Origin of the sequence: Raineyella fluvialis, from assembly GCF_009646095.1 — a bacterium.
Taxonomy (GTDB): domain Bacteria; phylum Actinomycetota; class Actinomycetes; order Propionibacteriales; family Propionibacteriaceae; genus Raineyella; species Raineyella fluvialis.
The window spans coordinates 1,972,988-1,989,674 of sequence record NZ_CP045725.1 but is presented as its reverse complement, the minus strand read 5'-3'; the positions used below and the strand labels follow the sequence as shown (position 1 = coordinate 1,989,674).

15 protein-coding genes are annotated in these 16,687 nt (G+C 64.9%); 12 read left to right on the top strand and 3 right to left on the bottom strand.

All coding sequences use genetic code 11. The annotated features are described in order from the left end of the window. Positions 1 to 62 precede the first annotated feature (62 nt). The gene (locus tag Rai3103_RS09010) at positions 63 to 257 is read left to right on the top strand and encodes a DUF5302 domain-containing protein (protein ID WP_153572321.1); all 195 of its coding nucleotides are present in this window, start codon (positions 63 to 65) and stop codon (positions 255 to 257) included. A 66-nt stretch (positions 258 to 323) separates the two neighbouring features. Continuing rightward, entirely contained in the window at positions 324 to 1,127 is an 804-nt protein-coding gene (locus Rai3103_RS09005; protein WP_153572320.1) for a hypothetical protein, read from the top strand. 410 nt (positions 1,128 to 1,537) lie between these two features. On the opposite strand, the gene Rai3103_RS09000 is transcribed toward Rai3103_RS09005, so the two are convergent. Then, a complete protein-coding gene (locus tag Rai3103_RS09000) occupies positions 1,538 to 2,161 on the bottom strand; it encodes a TetR/AcrR family transcriptional regulator (protein WP_194793068.1) in 624 nt (207 codons plus the stop codon). A gap of 95 nt (positions 2,162 to 2,256) precedes the next feature. Between Rai3103_RS09000 and Rai3103_RS08995 the strand changes: the two genes are divergently transcribed. The 6 genes from Rai3103_RS08995 (at position 2,257) to Rai3103_RS08970 (ending at position 8,664) form a co-directional block, all read left to right on the top strand. Then, positions 2,257 to 3,966, top strand: coding sequence for a bifunctional 3-(3-hydroxy-phenyl)propionate/3-hydroxycinnamic acid hydroxylase (locus tag Rai3103_RS08995; RefSeq protein ID WP_153572318.1), 1,710 nt, complete (start codon positions 2,257 to 2,259; stop codon positions 3,964 to 3,966). A gap of 47 nt (positions 3,967 to 4,013) precedes the next feature. Continuing rightward, positions 4,014 to 4,934, top strand: coding sequence for a VOC family protein (locus Rai3103_RS08990; protein WP_153572317.1), 921 nt, complete (start codon positions 4,014 to 4,016; stop codon positions 4,932 to 4,934). Beyond that, positions 4,931 to 5,761, top strand: a complete 831-nt coding sequence (locus Rai3103_RS08985; protein ID WP_153572316.1) for an alpha/beta fold hydrolase — start codon at positions 4,931 to 4,933, stop codon at positions 5,759 to 5,761. The genes Rai3103_RS08990 and Rai3103_RS08985 overlap by 4 nt, the downstream gene beginning before the upstream one ends. 381 nt (positions 5,762 to 6,142) lie before the next feature. Further along, positions 6,143 to 6,772, top strand: coding sequence for a recombinase family protein (locus tag Rai3103_RS08980; protein ID WP_153572315.1), 630 nt, complete (start codon positions 6,143 to 6,145; stop codon positions 6,770 to 6,772). 316 nt (positions 6,773 to 7,088) lie between these two features. Continuing rightward, positions 7,089 to 7,706, top strand: a complete 618-nt coding sequence (locus Rai3103_RS08975; RefSeq protein ID WP_479685341.1) for a Pycsar system effector family protein — start codon at positions 7,089 to 7,091, stop codon at positions 7,704 to 7,706. A 37-nt stretch (positions 7,707 to 7,743) separates the two neighbouring features. Further along, positions 7,744 to 8,664: a hypothetical protein gene (locus Rai3103_RS08970; RefSeq protein ID WP_153572313.1), complete on the top strand. Its 921-nt coding sequence runs from the start codon at positions 7,744 to 7,746 to the stop codon at positions 8,662 to 8,664. A 361-nt stretch (positions 8,665 to 9,025) separates the two neighbouring features. On the opposite strand, the gene Rai3103_RS08965 is transcribed toward Rai3103_RS08970, so the two are convergent. Together Rai3103_RS08965 and Rai3103_RS08960 are read right to left on the bottom strand one after the other, a co-directional pair. After that, the gene (locus tag Rai3103_RS08965) at positions 9,026 to 10,108 is read right to left on the bottom strand and encodes an XRE family transcriptional regulator (RefSeq protein ID WP_194793066.1); all 1,083 of its coding nucleotides are present in this window, start codon (positions 10,106 to 10,108) and stop codon (positions 9,026 to 9,028) included. A gap of 2 nt (positions 10,109 to 10,110) precedes the next feature. Then, complete coding sequence (locus Rai3103_RS08960; protein ID WP_153572312.1) at positions 10,111 to 10,857, bottom strand: hypothetical protein; 747 nt, start codon at positions 10,855 to 10,857, stop codon at positions 10,111 to 10,113. A 323-nt stretch (positions 10,858 to 11,180) separates the two neighbouring features. Between Rai3103_RS08960 and Rai3103_RS08955 the strand changes: the two genes are divergently transcribed. The 4 genes from Rai3103_RS08955 (at position 11,181) to Rai3103_RS08940 (ending at position 16,686) form a co-directional block, all read left to right on the top strand. Then, positions 11,181 to 12,707: a competence protein CoiA family protein gene (locus tag Rai3103_RS08955; protein ID WP_153572311.1), complete on the top strand. Its 1,527-nt coding sequence runs from the start codon at positions 11,181 to 11,183 to the stop codon at positions 12,705 to 12,707. A gap of 256 nt (positions 12,708 to 12,963) precedes the next feature. After that, positions 12,964 to 14,475: a type I restriction-modification system subunit M gene (locus Rai3103_RS08950; RefSeq protein WP_153572310.1), complete on the top strand. Its 1,512-nt coding sequence runs from the start codon at positions 12,964 to 12,966 to the stop codon at positions 14,473 to 14,475. Continuing rightward, on the top strand, positions 14,468 to 15,628 hold the full coding sequence (locus Rai3103_RS08945) for a restriction endonuclease subunit S (RefSeq protein WP_153572309.1): 1,161 nt from the start codon (positions 14,468 to 14,470) through the stop codon (positions 15,626 to 15,628). Before Rai3103_RS08950 ends, Rai3103_RS08945 begins: the two co-directional genes overlap by 8 nt. Continuing rightward, the gene (locus tag Rai3103_RS08940; protein ID WP_228488812.1) at positions 15,625 to 16,686 is read left to right on the top strand and encodes a restriction endonuclease; all 1,062 of its coding nucleotides are present in this window, start codon (positions 15,625 to 15,627) and stop codon (positions 16,684 to 16,686) included. Before Rai3103_RS08945 ends, Rai3103_RS08940 begins: the two co-directional genes overlap by 4 nt. Position 16,687: the final 1 nt, after the last annotated feature.

The window sequence follows — 16,687 nt, the reverse complement described above, 5'->3', positions numbered from 1 at the left end:
CCGGGCGGGCCGGGTCACCGGCGCGGGCGGAGGCTGTCGGCGTCATGTGCCAGAGTGGACCCATGACCACACCCGAAGCGCCTAAGGGCGACAGCTCGGCCCCGCTCGACCCCAAGGAGCAGATGCGTCAGGCTCTCGAAGCGAAGCGAGCAGGCGCGCACGCCGGCACACCGCATGACCCGCAGCCCAACTCTCTGGGCGGACCGCACGGCAAGGCCGGCGGGAAGCGTCAGTTCCGGCGCAAGTCCGGGAGCTGAACCTCGCCTTCGAGTCGTCCGTCACAGCGCCGGCTCGTCGAAGCGCCCCAGTCGTACGGTGCTGGCATGAGCACAGAATCGTCGCGGTCCGTTCTGATCTGGTCCGGTGCCATCGCCCTGCTCGTGCTCCTGGCCAGCATCGCGGGACTGCTCGACCCGCGGGTCTATGCCCAGGAGACGCCGAACTGGGCGCTCCAGGGCAAGGGCCAGGACGTAGGCAATCTGCTCGCGGTGGTCTTCCTGGTCGCGTCGGCCATGCTCTGGCGACACGGATCGCTCCGCGCGGGCCTGGTCAGGCTCGGTAGCCTGCTGTACCTGATCTACGCGTACATCCTTTACGCGATGGCGGTGCACCTGAACGAACTGTTCCTCGTCTATGTCGCGGTGCTCGGTCTGTGCGTGTGGGCGGTGATCTTCCATATCGGGCCACTGCGCCGTGCAGGGACTCACTTCCCGATTGGTGGCGCACGGAGGCTCGCAGCCATCACGCTCATCGTCGCCGGGTCCCTCTTCGCCCTGCTGTGGCTGCGCGAGGTGGTGCCGGCCGTGATCACCGGCGTACGTCCCCAGAGCCTCGTCGAGACGGGCCTGTGGGTGAACCCGGTGCACGTGATCGACCTCTCGACCGTGCTCCCCGGCTTCGTCATCAGCGGCATCGCCGCACTGCGCGGCAGGGCGCACGGCCTGTTCTGGGTAGCGCCCTGGTTGGTCTTCTCGGTGCTGATGGGCGTCAGCATCCTCGCGGTGATGGCCATCACGGCCACCAGCGCCGCGGCGGTCCTGCCCCCGGTCATCATGGTCGGGATCGTGGTCCTGGTGAGCGCCGTCGCGGCGTGGCGCTATCTGAGTCGTACGGTTTCAGCCGAATAGCGTCATCCAGTGGATGCCCGCCGGGCGGAGGTGACACGGGCGGGTGCGACAGCGCCACCTAGCCGGTGTACGTCACGAGAGCCCGCCTCGCACTGCCACTCGAGAGACGTCCTGTAGCGAACCTTCCGACCGCCACTCCGGTGGTCTCAGCGGAACTCGAACCACCGCAACGACGCAGTCCGATTATCTCGTTGAATAGATCGACACTTCTGCAGGCGGATGAGACATCGCGCGCGTCTGTCCATCTGTTCGTGTGACAGGCGGAACCGGACGCCACGGGTCGGCTCGACCCTGCCCATCACGCTTCGAGATCGGCGCCATTCGGGCAGTGGCCCCGCGGTCGGGGTCTCGATCCGCGGTTCGCCCTTGACTGAGCAGCTTGTGCCCTCAGCAGGCTCTGGTGTTGGACGTCACTCGACCGTGAGCGCCAAGGCGTGCAGGCTGCTGACCACGTCGGCGACGACCCCGGTCCAGTCGGGCACCTCGCCCGCCTCCCTCGCCAGGAAGATGCCATCGAAAAAGGCGAGGGCGACCGGCAGCAGCCGGTCGGCCACCCGTTCGGCGCGCTCCTTCCCCCAGGACCGGTAGGCGTCGATGAGATTGGCCCGCAGCCCCGCGACGCCCTTCTCGCGGACCGCGCGCACGCGCTCCCGGATGCTCGCCTCCTCCTCGGCCCCGACCAGGAAGGCGAAGTAGAGCTTCAGGAACGCCGGGTGCGCGAAAACGGCGCGGGTGCTGCCGTCGATGACCGCGTGCAGCCGCTCGCGGGGATCATCCTGGCCGGGCCGGGCAGCGGCCGCCGCCACGTCGTCCAGGAAGGCCTGCTCGCCGCGTTCCATCACCGCGGCCAGCACGCCCACCTTGGACGAGAAGTGCCAGTAGATCGAGCTGGACGGCACGCCCGACTCCTTGATCAGTTCGGCCATGCTCGTGGCACTGAAACCCTTGGTGGACATCAGCCGCTCAGCCGTGTCGAGGACCGTGTCGCGGGAGGGCTGCCCTCGGTCGACGGGTTGGTGAGGCGTAGGGGGCATGGCCCGCATCCTACGGGTCCCCTGTCTCGGCGCGGCGGCCTGCGGCATTCCCTCTTGACGACCCATGTGACGCACCTTACATTCATCGTACTGGAATGATCCATCCAGTCCCCGGACAGAACAGGACTCCTTCGATGACGCAGGAACCCACCACCTCCTACGGCTCCACCGCCTTCGATGCAGACGTTGCGATCATCGGCTACGGGCCGGCCGGCGTGACGGCCGCGACCTACCTGGGCATGCAGGGCGTGTCCGTGATCGTGCTGGAGAAGGACGCGGACCTCTACAGCCGCGCTCGCGCCGTGACGGTCAACGACTGGACGATGCGGATCTTCCAGGACTTCGGCATCGACGACGTCGTCAAGCGCGACATGGACATCGCCCGCGCCCTGACCTGGAAGACGTACGACAAGAAGGTCATCTTCCGCCTCGGGTTCACCGACGGCGGGCTGGGCCACGCACCGTCGTACATGATCTACCAGCCCGACATGGAGCGGGAGATCCGCCGCAACGCCGAACGCTTCGACAGCATCGACCTGCGCCTCGGCCACTCCTTCACCGGAATGACCCAGGACGCCGACGGCGTGACGATCACTGCCCAGGACGCCGATGGCGCGGACTACCGGTTCCGGGTCCGCAACGTGCTGGGCACCGACGGCGGCGGCTCGAAGGTGCGCAAGGAACTGGGCTTCAACATGATCGGCCAGACCCGGCCGCGGCGCTGGCTGGTGATCGACGGCGAGGTGACCAAGTGGTGGCCGGAGTGCAACGAACTGGTGTTCTGGTCCGATCCGGAGCGCCCGGTCGTCGACATCCCGCTGGCCAAGGGCAACCACCGCTGGGAGATCCCGCTGCAGGAGGGCGAGAAGGACTCCGACTTCGACAGCGAGGAGAAGGTGTGGGCTCGGCTGAAGATGCTGGGCATCGACGAGTCGAATGCCCGGCTGAAGGGCTGGGCGTTCTACAGCCACCACCTGCGCCACCTCGAGGCGTGGCGCGGCCGCCACGTCACCCTGGTCGGTGACGCCGCGCACCTGATGCCGCCGTGGGCCGGGCAGGGCATGCAGTCGGCCATCCGCGACGCCCAGAACGCGGCCTGGAAGTACGCGCTGGTCGCCAAGGGACTGGTCGGTGAGGACATCCTCGACACGATCCAGTCCGAGCGCTCGCCGCACGTGGAGATGATGACCGAGATGGCCAAGCAGCTTGGCTTCCTGATCGAGGGCGACGACCCCATACTGATCAAGCTGCGCAACACGCTCGGCCCCTACGTGATGCACCTGCCGGGGCTGTCGAAGAAGATGCTGCCGACCACCGCGACCAACCGCTTCGAGGTCGGCTGGGTCACCGGCCTGCCGCAGAAGAACAACGCGCTGGGCCGGATGATCCCGCAGCCGGAGGTGTACGCCACCAGCGGCATCATCCACCGGCTGGACGACCTGCTCGGGCAGGGCTTCGTCGTCCTCGGCCTGGACACCGACCCGCGAGAGGCGATGACGCCCGACCAGGTGTCGGGCTGGGAGCGCCTCGGCGCCCGGATGGTCACCGTCGTCGCTTCGGGCGACTCGCGCAGCGACGCGGACACCATCGTCGACCACACCGGCACGCTGCGCCGCTGGATGACGAAGTACGGCGCCAAGGTCATCGTGCTGCGCCCCGACCGGTTCGTGGCCGCCGCCGACCCGACCGGGCTCGACGTCCCGCCGGCCCGGGGCAACCTCGAATACGCGGCCGAGCCCACGTCCGCCTTCCCGCAGAACCTGCGTGAGTTCGCCCGCTCGCTGCGCGCGAACGCGCCGGTCTGATCCCCCGTTTCTGACCCATTCGACCCCGAACCTCCAGGAGAACAACCATGATCCAGTCCCTCGGCTACGCCGGCTTCACCTCCCCACGCCACGAGGAATGGCTCGAGTGGGGCCCGACGTACCTGGGCCTCGAGGTCGCGTCGACCCGCGGCACCGACGGTGCCGTACGCCTCCGCATGGACGACACCGCCTACCGCCTCGCCATCCACCCCGGGGAGCGCGACGACCTGGCCTACATCGGCTGGACGGTCGAGAGCTCCCGCGCCCTCGCCGCGCTCGAGCAGCGGCTACGCACGGCCGGCGTCGAGGTGGTCCGCGAGACCGACCTCGCCGCCGAACGTGGCGTGGTGGAGCTGATCTCCTTCCACGATCCCTTCGGCCTGCGCAACGAGGCCGCCTGGGGCATCACGACCTACCCGAGCACCTTCCGGCCCGGGCGCCCGATGTCCGGCTTCGTCACCGGCGACGGCGGCCTGGGCCACATCGTGCTGATCACCCCGAGCCTGGAACAGTCCGAGGCCTTCTATTGCGACCTGCTGGGCTTCGCCCTGACCGACGAGATCCAGCCCACCGGTGGCCCGCGGATCCACTTCTACCACTGCAACCCGCGCCACCACTCACTGGCGATGGCCGAAGTCCCCGGGATCACCGGTGTGCAGCACCTGATGCTGGAGACCCGTTCCCTCGACGACGTCGGCACCGCACTCGACCTGCTCAAGGTCGATGGCCACACCATCCAGATGGACATGGGAACCCACACCAACGACCACATGACCTCGTTCTACGTCCGTACGCCGGCCGCCTTCGACATCGAGTACGGCTGGGGCGGCCTGCTGGTGGACCACGAGCACGCGCGGCCGCACCGCTTCGAGGCGATCAGCGTCTGGGGCCACCACAACGAGTCGGGAGAGCTCCCGCCGCCGGCGATCATCCACCCGGTCGAGCAGCCGGAGGTCGTGGGCGCATGAGCGGCATCCTCTCGCGTGATGTGGTCGCGGGCGGCCACCGGTTGCGCGTCTACGAGGCAGGCGATCCGACCGCGCCGACCATCCTGTGGCTGCACGGCTCGGGCCCGGGCGCCGGCGCGTTGTCCAACTGGCTCAGTCTGCTGCAGTCGATGCCCGCCTGGCGCCATGTCGCCCCGGACCTGCTGGGCTTCGCCGACTCCGAGCATCCCGACCTGCCGCCGGGGATCCCTGCGACGGTTGCGGCCAGAGCCGCCTCTGTCCTCGATCTGCTCGACGAGCTGGGCCTGGAGAAGGTCCACGTGGTCGGCAACTCGATGGGCGGCATGATCACGCTGCGACTTCTGCTGGAAGCACCGGAGCGCTTCGACCGGGCGATCCTGATGGGTAGCGGAGGAGCGCCGGTCTCCCCGACCGAGGACCTGATCCGGATGATCACGTTCTACAACGACCCGACGCCCGGGACCATGCAGGACCTGATCGGGCGGTTCGTGTATGACACGGCCATGCTCGGCGACCGGCTGCAGGAGATCAGCGAGGACCGTACGGCCGTTGCCATCCGCCCCGACGTCCGCGGATCCCACCAGACGACCTTCGCGCCCGGCGAGGCCCCGCTGGTCTACTCCCCCGAGGAACTGGCGACCATCACGCAGGAGGTCCTCCTGGTCCACGGCCGCGAGGACCGGATGATCCCCCGTGAGGCCTCGTGGTACTTCGAGGAGCACCTGCCCAACGCCCAGCTGCACGTGCTGCCGCACGCCGGCCACTGGGTGCAGATCGAGCAGGTCGACCGGTTCCGGGCCCTGGCCGAACTGTTCCTGCACGAGTGACGAGCCTGAGGCCCCGCCACCGGACCGGTCGCGGGGCCTCACCATGCTTCCGAGAAGAGCTCAGCGCGGCACCATGATGTGGGTGACGACGGCCAGCCGCCCGGAGTCGTCATCGGTCACCTGCACCTGCCTGACGACTTCGGGTGAGGGCCCTCAGGGATCTGAATCCCGACGGGTAGTCATCCCCGCCCGATAGGCCTCAGTCTGACAATCACGTTCGTTTGACAGACATCTGTAGAAATCGTTGAAACACGCCCTACGGGGCGTCGTTTTGTGTCTGTCAATCTATGTATGGTCAACGTATGAATAGATGGACACTTGGCCACACCTTCCAGGCCCTCAGCCTGCCGGTTTCCCCCTCTCCCGGCGTGGACCGTTGACGTGGGCCGAAAGATCGGCTACGCCCGGGTCTCGACCGGGGGCCAGGAGATCGGACTGGACTGGCAGATCGACCAACTCACCCGGGCCGGGGTGAATCGGAGCGACATCTACTCCGAACACATCACGGGGACCAAGGCCAACCGGCCCGAGCTGCGCAACGCGCTGCGCACCCTGCGCGAGGGTGACCAGCTCGTTGTCGCCAAGCTGGACCGCCTCGCCAGATCGTTGAAGGATTTGCTGGAGTTGGACGCCGAGATCCGCGGCAAGGGTGCCTCGCTGGTCCTGCTGGACTCCAACGTCGACACCGCGACTTCGTCGGGGAGGCTGTTCATCTCGATCATGGGAGCCGCCGCCGAGTTCGAGGCCTCGCTGGTCTCCGAACGCACCCGCGCCGCGCTGGCCACCACCCGGGCCCGCGGCCGGCAGGGTGGCCGCAAGCCAGCACTCACCCCCACCCAGAAACGCGAGATCATCCAGCGCTACCAAGAGAACAACCACTGGACAGTCGCCCAGATCGCCGGCGCCTACCACGTCTCCAGGGCGACCATCTACAAAGCGCTCAACGAAGCGGGAATCGTCTCCCTGAGAACCACAGACAAGCTAAGCACGCTAGAGACACCAACAAGTTAGACCGGCCAGGGACAGTCGGCCGGGACTGCGGACTGGCCCACGTCAGTGGTGGCGGGACCCCCTTCGGAACCGCTGTTGGTGGGCAGTTCGTCGATGTCAACGGATGCCTCAACTGACGCGGGGGTCTCGGGAGGTCATTCGCGATCTGCACCAAGAGCACTCCCGTTCCATCAAGCAGCTCGACGGCGGACTTCAAGAGCTCCGGGCGCTCAACCGCGTACTCGCAGATCGAACGCGCGGCTGCCTGGCGCGAGATAGCGCCGCCGGCTGAGATGCATAGTTACCAGGCCCACAGGTCTAATGTTTTGACCCTGTCATGCCGGACGGAAAGAGGGATGAGATGTTCACTTTGCTTCGGAGACTCTGGATGAGGCCAGGATCGACAGCGCCGCCGCCCACCCCACCCTCTACGGAACCTAATAGCAGGGAAATCAAGCCCGAGGACGCGTGGAATCTGCTGACCTTGGTGAACGAATGGGTGAAGCATGCAGAAGCCAAGCTCGCTGTCGTCTTGGCCTTCATTGGTGTGCTTGCCGCGGCACTCATCGCGTTAGCCATCGAAGCAGAAGATCCCTCATGCCTTATACTCGGTCTCGAGGGAGTAGCTGGCCTGTCCGTGCTGGCCGCCTCGACCTGTGCGGCACTGGGGGTGCTTCCTCGCTACCAACATCAGGCCGACCTCTCGCAGGCAAACCCTCTCTACTACAGCGACATTGCCCACCATTTCGCAGGCCGGGAGTCTGAGTACGTTGAGAACCTGAGCTCCACGCTTGCGGACTCCGACGCCTTGGTCAAACAGCTCGCCCGACAGGCGTTTGCGAACTCCAGCGTTGCGACACGCAAGTACTTCTGGGCAAATCGCGCCATTTGGAGCGGAATGGTCGCACTAGGATTCACGCTCGCCCTCGGTGCCGGGGTTGTGATGACCCGATGACGTCGGGACTGTCGGAGGGTTCCTATATATTGGCCTCATGAGTGAAGCGGAGCAGTTTCTGAACAACCTTCTTGATTCTCTTGACCATGAGGTGAATGAGGCGCTGAACAACGCCCAAGTCACGGTGGTGGAGAGGGATGACGGGTTCGATGTCAAGGACGTCCCGTCGTCATCTTCGGATACCTGGATCAAGTTGAGCAACGTGGTGGCCGTCGTCTGTGATCTGAAGGGTTCCACGCATCTGGGAACTGGGAAGCATGACAAGTCGACCACCCGCATCTATAAGGCTGGGGTGGAGGGGGCGGTCCGCATCTTCCACGAGTTCGAGGCCGACTTCATCGACATTCAGGGGGATGGTGGTTTTGGACTCTTCTGGGGGGACCGCGCTTACGAACGGGCGCTGTGTGCTGCCGTCACGATTCGTACATTCAGCGAGAAGCACTTCGTGAAGCGACTTGAGACCCGCTGGCCAGACGCGCCCAGCACCGGATACAAGGTTGGCATCCACGCGGGGCGGACGTTGGTAAAGCGGATTGGGACCAGGCGTGTGATCTCCGAACAGGAGGCGGTGTGGGCCGGTAAACCAGTTAACTACGCGGCGAAGTGCGCTCAGTCTGCGGACCGCCACGAGGTCGTGATCACTGGCGACGTCTGGGACAGGTTCAAAAACAACGACTACATTGCATTCAGTTGTGATTGCAACGACGGACCAACCGCGAACCTCTGGTCTGACATGACAGTCGACCGTCTACCGGCCGACGACCAAGCTGCTGTGAAGCTCGAATCGCCTTGGTGCGCGACCTGTGGGCCTGCCTTCTGCGAGGCAATCATGACTGGGAAGACGAAGCGCGACATCCCGGAATCAGTTCGCCAGAGCATCATCAAGATGAAGATGCAGCAGGCACTGGACGCCAAGCGCCCATGGAATCAGGGGCGACCGGTCAATCGAGGAAAATGAGATGAAGCACCATGATCCGACGGTCTTGATGATTGCGGCACGTTACCCCCTCTCAGTTGCTGATCAGGCAGCAACGGCAGTGAATCGACGATTCTCATCATCTCGACCGCACACTGAAGGCTAGCCCGCCAGACACGCTGTCAAGATAAACCAGCTAAACCAAACAGAACAGGCAAGACGTCTTTAGATATCCCTAGGCAACAGGAGCCCTTTCAAGTCTCGATCATTGTGTTCCAGAAGTAAGGCCCGGAATTCCTCGTGTGTAATATGACGCTTCACTGTTCCGCTCGCCCCGTAGCATTGGAGTATTTCGAGACCAGTGTGAGTTTTGGCTGTTGTGCGTCAATGTCTGCCAGACGCCTTACTTGACGGGGGTCATCTGGAGGTCGTTCGCGATCTGGATCAGGGGCATTCCCGCTCCATCGAGCAGTTCGATGGCAGACTTCAAGAGCTCTGGGCGCTCGCCCGGGTAATCGCGGATCGGCATGGGTCGTCGCGGAAGACTGTTCAGCGTGATGTATGCGCGTCGAGCGGTTGACTCGGAGATCAGGTCAAGTTCTCGAGACCGGTAGAGGAGTGAGTGGACGGAGACGCCCCAGCGCTGGCTGAGCTCTTCGTAGCGATTGAAGTTCACGCGCCTGGGTAGCTCACCGCTGATCATGTCGCGGGGTGTCAGGAACTCGGCTGCGAACATGTCCGCCTGGCGCTCCAGCTGGCTGTCGGTGCCTTGACGTCCGTGGTGCAGAACGATGTGTCCTAGTTCGTGGGCTGCCGAGAAGCGGTGCCTCATGACGTCATTTGCCTTGTCTGGGGTGAGCACGATCATCGGTCGCGGCAGAGCGATCGTGGAGAAGGCGTCGATGCGGCTCTTGTCATCGGGGTCCCCGTCTTGCTTCATGGAGAAGAAGACGGTCAGGATGCCGTGTTGCTCGAGCTGGTAGACGAGGTGCTGGATCGGCTCGGTTCCTAGGCTCCAGTGCTGTCGCATCGCCCGAGCCGCCGTTACGGGGTCGGGGACATCCTCGCAGTCGGGCTGGGCCCATTGCGGAAGATCGACTTCGGGGAACTCGACGTGCTCTTCGAGGAAGCAGCTGAGTTCCCAGGCTTGTTCGACATAGGCGGTTGCCTGCTGCTGCTGGGCGACCGTCGTTGAGCGAAGGCGCCGGAAGGATGCTTCAGCAATCTCAACCTGTACCCGCGGACGACCCAGCGCGAAGAAGCCAGGGGGCACGCTCAGCGCCTCGGCCAGGGCGCGCACGGTGTCGGCGCGTGGGCGAACCTCACCACGTTCGTACTGGCCAATAGCAGCAACGGAAACCCCGACCTTCCTGTGGAGGTCGGTCTTCGACATCTTGTTGATGCGCCGCGCCTGGGTGAGTCTGGCCGGGTCGAACATCCTGGCGATGTCGGCCAGGTCGGGGTTCTGGTGAGGAGAAGCGGTCATCGTCAGCTGCCCTCCTCCTGGGTCGAGTGCGACCGCAGCTTCACCGAGGTACGCGGACGCTCCCCCTCGGCGAAGCCGGCCACGGGCTTCAGCACGGTGCGCACCTGCTCGACCGCGGCGGGGACCTGCTGGTAGGTGAGACGCTCCGGGTCGGTGAACTCCAGGTACTGGCCGTTCAGCCGTGCGGGAGCGAAGTACATCGTGCCGACGCCTTGAGGTGTGCTGCTGTAGTAGGGGACGAACAGCGTCGTACGCGGACCGTCTTCAGCAATCAGGGCCAGGGCGTCGTCCAGCTGTGCAGTCTGATCACTGCCTGATTCGTCCTCAAGGTCGAAGAGCCCAGGAGCGGCGTACTTGACGTTGCTGGTCTTCTGCAGCAGCTCACGGCGAGCGTCAGAGAGGTAGTTGAGCCTGAGGCGGTGGTGGTTGCGCCGCATCTGCTTGCCGACCCGATGAGGAAAGATCAGCGCGTCACCGAGGAAGGTCAACATTCGACGAGTCCCGGACACCGGCACCTCGCGGTACGAGGGCAGCGGTGCAAGCAGCGCGCGTACTTCCTTCTGCACACCGCGCGCCATGCCAGCACCGTAGACATCCTGGTCACCATCGGGGTCGGCGTACTCCGTTTGGGCGCGGGCCGCGCGTTCCTGGCTCTGCTGGATCGCTTGCGGAATCCGGCTGCGGATCGCGTCAAGCTCGTCTGCCTTGAACTCGCTCCGCCAGTCGCTGCACTCGTACTGCACGCCCATCAGGACCCCTCTCGGTTGACGAGAAAGAGCCTAGCACGTGACTTCAGTTTCACTCATGATTCAGTCAGGCCACGTTTGAACTGGAGCCCCTAACGAGCAGGATCCTCGAAGTTTCAGCCGTCCCGTGCAATGCTGCGCTCATGGCCGACGCTGGGTGGCAACTCCTGTCGGTGTCACAGTCCCACCCCTGCGGGCCGCGTCAAGGGGCGCGACGGGCGTCCGACCTCGGAGCTCCTCCAATCGGCAATGCCATTCGGGCGTAAGAAATGTCAGCGGGTGCCCCTATGGTCCCCTCAACGACGGGGTGACACGGGGGAAGAAGAATGGCGACCACCAATCAGATCCGGCACGAATCGACGCGCCGGAATGACGACGAGGGGTTCTTCCCCATGGCTGCGATGGGCGGGCCTGACGGTGACCTCGTCATGGCACCCGACGCCCGAGACGACATGATCAGGCTGCAGCAGGCCGCGCGGAAGGCTGGTAAGAACTTCTACTGCCCACCCTCGTTGGACGGGTGCGGAGAGGAACTCGTCGCGGCGGCCGGCGACATCCGCCGCCCCTACTTCCGCCACTTCCCCGGGTCCTCGTGCGGATTCCGAGGGGAGGACCGCGACATCTTCACCCACCGCCAGATCCAGCGTGAGCTTGTGCGGTGGCTGACCGGTCAAGGCTTCACAGCCGAGGCAGAACGCTACGTCGGGAGGGAAAAGCGCTCCAGGGTCGACGTGTCCGTCGGCGGCGGCATGGAGTGGGTAATCGAGGTGCAACTGTCGAACGAGACCGCGGTTTCCAAGTTGGACCGTACCGAACGGTACGGCGGCAACGTGACCTGGCTGTTCGGCGCTGACCGCTTCATTGCGAGCCGTGACCACGAGATGAGCGAGCACGGAGTGACCCAACTCGTCCGGCTGGCGGCTCGGCCCACCGGGCAGGAGTGGTCCAGGTTGGAGACCGCCGCCACGTGGCCGATCGAGATCGGGCTCCGGGCCGAATCACCCGCCGGCCAGCTTCCCAAGGACAGCTGGTTCCCGCTGACCGCGTGCACCTTCGACCTAGCACACGGACTGATGGCCCCCGGCCTTCTGCAGGCCAAGCAGGAGGTGATGAACAACCGCCGCGCGGCCGCCGAGGAGAAGGCGCGTAAGCAGGCCGAGCTCGCCCAGAGGGAACGTCTGCTGGATGCGCTACGACGAAAGGCCGCCGAAGAGCAGGACCGCCAGTGGGCCAACGACCAGGCTGCCCGCCGTGAGAATGAGCCCAGGGTTCCCGTGGACGAGCTCCGGCGACGCACCCTCGCCGCGTTGGCCCGCGAAGACATGCCACGGATGTCTACAACCGGAAAGGTCGTCAACCTGAACGCGTGGCACCAGTTCGCCTGCGTACGGAAGACGGCCGCCCCGGCCCCGCCGTTGCCGGCCACCCCACTGCCAGGACCTCGCCCGACCGTCCTGACACCCCGCGACCTCCAGGACTGGACAGCCCGGACAGGGCGGCCCGTCACGCCCGAGGGGACGTGGTGGACCGCCTTGGTGCTCCATGCAGCGTCCTATGAATGGTGGACCAGCCAGATCGACGGCCGGTGGGTCGAACAACTGCGCCCCGACCTGGTGGATCCGGCCTGGGTCGCCCTCTACCTCAGCACCATCGAGCCCTCCGGTTCGGTGAGAAAGCTCGCAGAGGAGACCGCCGACCCCGCAGGCCTGGCAATGCGGCGCCTGCACGACCTCGGCTTGATCACGATCACCGTGAGATCCGGCGGACAGTGGACGTACCGCACCCGTCACAACCTGCGAAACGTGGGACGAGCAGGCGACTGGAACCAGCCACACCCATGGCCACTGTCTTGAAGATCCAGGAAGGCTGAGGTCGTCGATCACCACGGGACGAGCTAAACCAGCATGACAAGCTAGTAAAGCTAAGGCAACTTAAACAGCAGCTCCCCGAGCCCTCACAGCATGCACGGTGAGGAAGAGCCTTCAGCGGTACCGCGGCAAGGGGAAGGTTGCGGGGGCTTCAGGGCTGCCTGCCCTGATAGTCCGATCCGCACAGATAAGTTGGCGTGTGGGCTCTGAGCCCGGCCCGCCGGATCCGAGAGAGAAGAACATGACATTGCAAGTCCCCGCTCGCCTCACCCAGCGCGAGTTGGAATCGACCCTATGGGCCGCCGCGAACGCGTTGCGAGGGCCGGTCGACCCGGGCGACTTCAAGGCCTACGTCTTCCCGATCATGTTCTTCAAGTGGATCAGCGACAACTGGGACTACCGGCACGCCCAGGCGCTGGCCGAGTGGGGCGACGAACTGACCGACGACATCGAGTACAGCGACTACCAGCCGTTCGTCGTCCCCAAGGGCTGCCACTGGGCCGATGTCCACGGCACCACCTTCAACTTGGGCAACAAAGTCGCCCTTGCCTTGGGCCGCATCGAGGAGTCGAACCGCGACCTGGTCGGGGTGTTCGGCGACGTGAACTGGGCCAACCCCGAACGACTTCCCGAGAGCGCCCTCGCCGCCCTGCTCGACGCGTTCCACGGTCTGACCCTGGACCCCAATCACGTGAACGGCGACCTTCTGGGTGCCGCATACGAGTATCTGCTGCGGGAGTTCGCCGAGGCATCGGGCAAGAAGGCCGGTGAGTTCTTCACGCCCCGCCACGTCGTGCATCTGCTGGTGAAGATCCTCGACCCCCGCCCGGGTGAGTCGGTTGTCGACCCTGCGTGCGGGTCGGGCGGCATGCTGGTCGAGACGGTGAACGAGGTACGGGCCGCCGGCGGCAACCCGGACAGCCTGCGCCTGCACGGCCAGGAGGTGAACCTGACCACCTCAGCCATCGCGAAGATGAACCTCTACCTCCACGGATTGGAGGACTTCGACATCAAGCGCGGCGACACCTTCCGCGAACCGAAGTTCCTCGACCGCGGCAAGCTGCAGAAGTTCGACGTCGTCATCGCAAATCCGCCGTTCTCCCTACAGAACTGGGGAGCCGCAGCCTGGATCCACGACCCGTACGGGCGCGTCCTCTGCGCGGTCCCGCCCGCCAAGAACGCCGACTACGCCTGGATCCAGCACATGGTCGCCTCCGCCAAGGACGACACCGGCCGAGTCGGGGTCGTTATGCCCCACGGCGTCTTGTTCCGCGGCGGCAAAGAAGGTGCGATCCGGCAGTGTCTGCTGGAGAAGGACCTGCTGGAGGCCGTTATTGGACTGCCGACCAACCTGTTCTACTCAACCTCCATCCCCGTCTGTCTACTGATCTGGCGCAAGACCAAGCCCGCCGAACGTCAGGGCAAGGTCCTGTTCGTCGACGCGTCGGCACGGTCCAAGCCGGGCAAGAACCAGAACATCATGGACGATGCCGACATCGAGGTCATCCACACCGCCTATGCCAACGGCGAGGACATCGACGGCGAAGGCGGCCTGAACCTGCGCCTGGTCGACATGGCCGAGGTCGAGGCCAATGGCTACGACCTCAACATCGGCCGCTACCTCCAGACCGAGGCCGCTGCTGAGGTCGACGTTGAAGCCGCCCTCGCTGCCTACATGGATTCGCGCGAGACTCTTCGGACGGCAGAGCGCGTCTTGGACGAGAAGCTGAAGGCGGCTGGCTTCAATGCGTGACGGATGGAAGGCGAGGACGCTGGGGGAAATCTGCAACCTGACGAAGGGCACGACGCCGACCCTGAAGGCAGTGCCGGGGCGGTATCCGCTGGTGGTCACTGCCGCGGACTTCTTAACCTCAGAGAACTATCAGTTCGAGGGCGAAGCAGTCTGCGTCCCCATGGTCTCTTCGACTGGACATGGTCATGCATCCCTAAAGCGCGTCCACTACGTCAGAGGCAAGTTCGCTGTTGCCAACATCATCACGGCGCTCCAACGTAAGGCAGATGCGCCGGTCGACATGAAATTCTTGTGGCTGCTCCTCGATCATGGGAAGGACGAGATCATCGTTCCACTGATGAAGGGGACGGCCAACGTTTCCCTTTCGCAGAAGGCCCTGTCAAGCGCGACCATCAACCTCCCTCCGCTTCCCGATCAGCGGCGCATCGTGGACCTGATCAGTGCCTTGGACGACACGATCGCCAAGGCGGAGTGCTGCGCTACTGCGGCGCAGGAAGCTAGGCGTGCGTATGTCCGAGCCATCTCCACCGAGGGAGACCAAGTAACAATCGAATCGGTCGCGGTTGTGTCTCAAGGTAGAAGTCTCCCCAAGAAGGTACAGGGTACAAAGTCGGGGAACCTGCCCTGGTTCAAGATCGCTGACATGGCACAGCCACATAACATGTTCGGTTACCGACAGGCAGAGACCCAGATGGGATTGCAAGAGATCATTGGCCTTGGGGGACACATTGTGCCAGCGGGGGCGGTGGTTTTCCCAAGAGTCGGCGCCGCAGTACAGACCGAGAAGAAGCGCCTGATGCTTGTTGACGGCGCGGTCGACGAGAACCACCTTGTTCTAACTCCCCGATCCGGGACACCCAGCGAAGTCTTGTTGGCAGTTATGGAGAACTTCAGCCTGTCGTCCCTCGTGCAGACGGGAGCTGTCCCGTCACTGAACATGGGGCTCATCCGAGCCACGCGAGTGCCTTGGGTCGAACCGGCCAAGGCAACCGCCGCGGCTCGCCTGCTTGGCGACATGAGAGAAGCGGCTCGTGCGCGAGCAGAACTTGTCGCCCACCTCCGCACTCTCCGCTCGAACCTGCTGACGGTCTTGTTGTCGGGTGAGCACGAGATTCCGGAGTCGTACGACGAGTTGTTGGGGGAGGCATCGTGACGAATGCGTGGGTGGTGCGGGCTGGCAGTCAGGGTGAGCACGAGCAGTTCAACCTTGAGAACCAGGTGACCACGATCAGCTTCCAGGCGGTTGGTGACGTCACTGCCTGCCAGTCGCGGGAGGATGTTCGGGCGATGGTCGATGCGGCCTACCCGCAGGACTCGGGTGCCCGGCGGGCAAACACCACGGGGCAGGTGTGGGCGTTCCGGTCTTCGATCAAGCCGGGGGATCTGGTGGTGATGCCCTCGAAGCTGCGGCCGGGCTACCTGTATCTGGGTCGGTGTACGGGCCCGTTCCGTTACGCCGGGCAGGAGCCGGACCCGTCACGCCGCAAGCAGCTGCCGGTGGAGTGGAAGCCCGACCCGGTCTCGAGGTCGGCGATCAAGGACGACCTGCTGAACTCGCTGAACGGCGCCATGACGGTATTCAACCCGACCCGCAACGAGGCGGTCGCCCGGCTGGAGCAGGTCTTCTTGACCGCCGTCGATCCCGGCGCCACAGCGATCAAGAAGCCCCCTACCGCACCCGCTGCCCCCGTTGATGAGGGCGTCGAGGACGTGACGGACCCGGAGACGGTTCCGACTCTGGAGGCGATCCGGGACCGGATCCGTACTCACTTGGTGGAGAACTTCTCCGGCCACAAGCTGACCGGCCTGGTCGCCGACATCCTCGAAGCTCTGGGCTTCGTGTGCATCGTCTCCCCCTCGGGCCCCGACGGCGGGGTGGACATCCTCGCCGGAACCGGTCCCCTGGGACTGGACTCCCCGACCCTGATCGTCGAGGTGAAGTCCGAACCGGGCCAGGTGGGCGCCCAGGTGGTCCGTGGCCTGCACAGCGCCATGACCCAATACCAGGCAGATCAGGCGCTGCTGGTCGCCTGGGGCGGAGTCACGACCCCGGCCAGCCGGGAATTCGCTCAGATGCGCACCCGGTTGCGGATCTGGGACGGCGAGGAACTGCTGGAACGCCTGTTCGCGACCTACGACAAGCTGCCCGCCACGACCAAGGCCTCGGTCCCGCTGCGCATGGCCTGGGTCCTCGACGACGAAGAGAACTGAC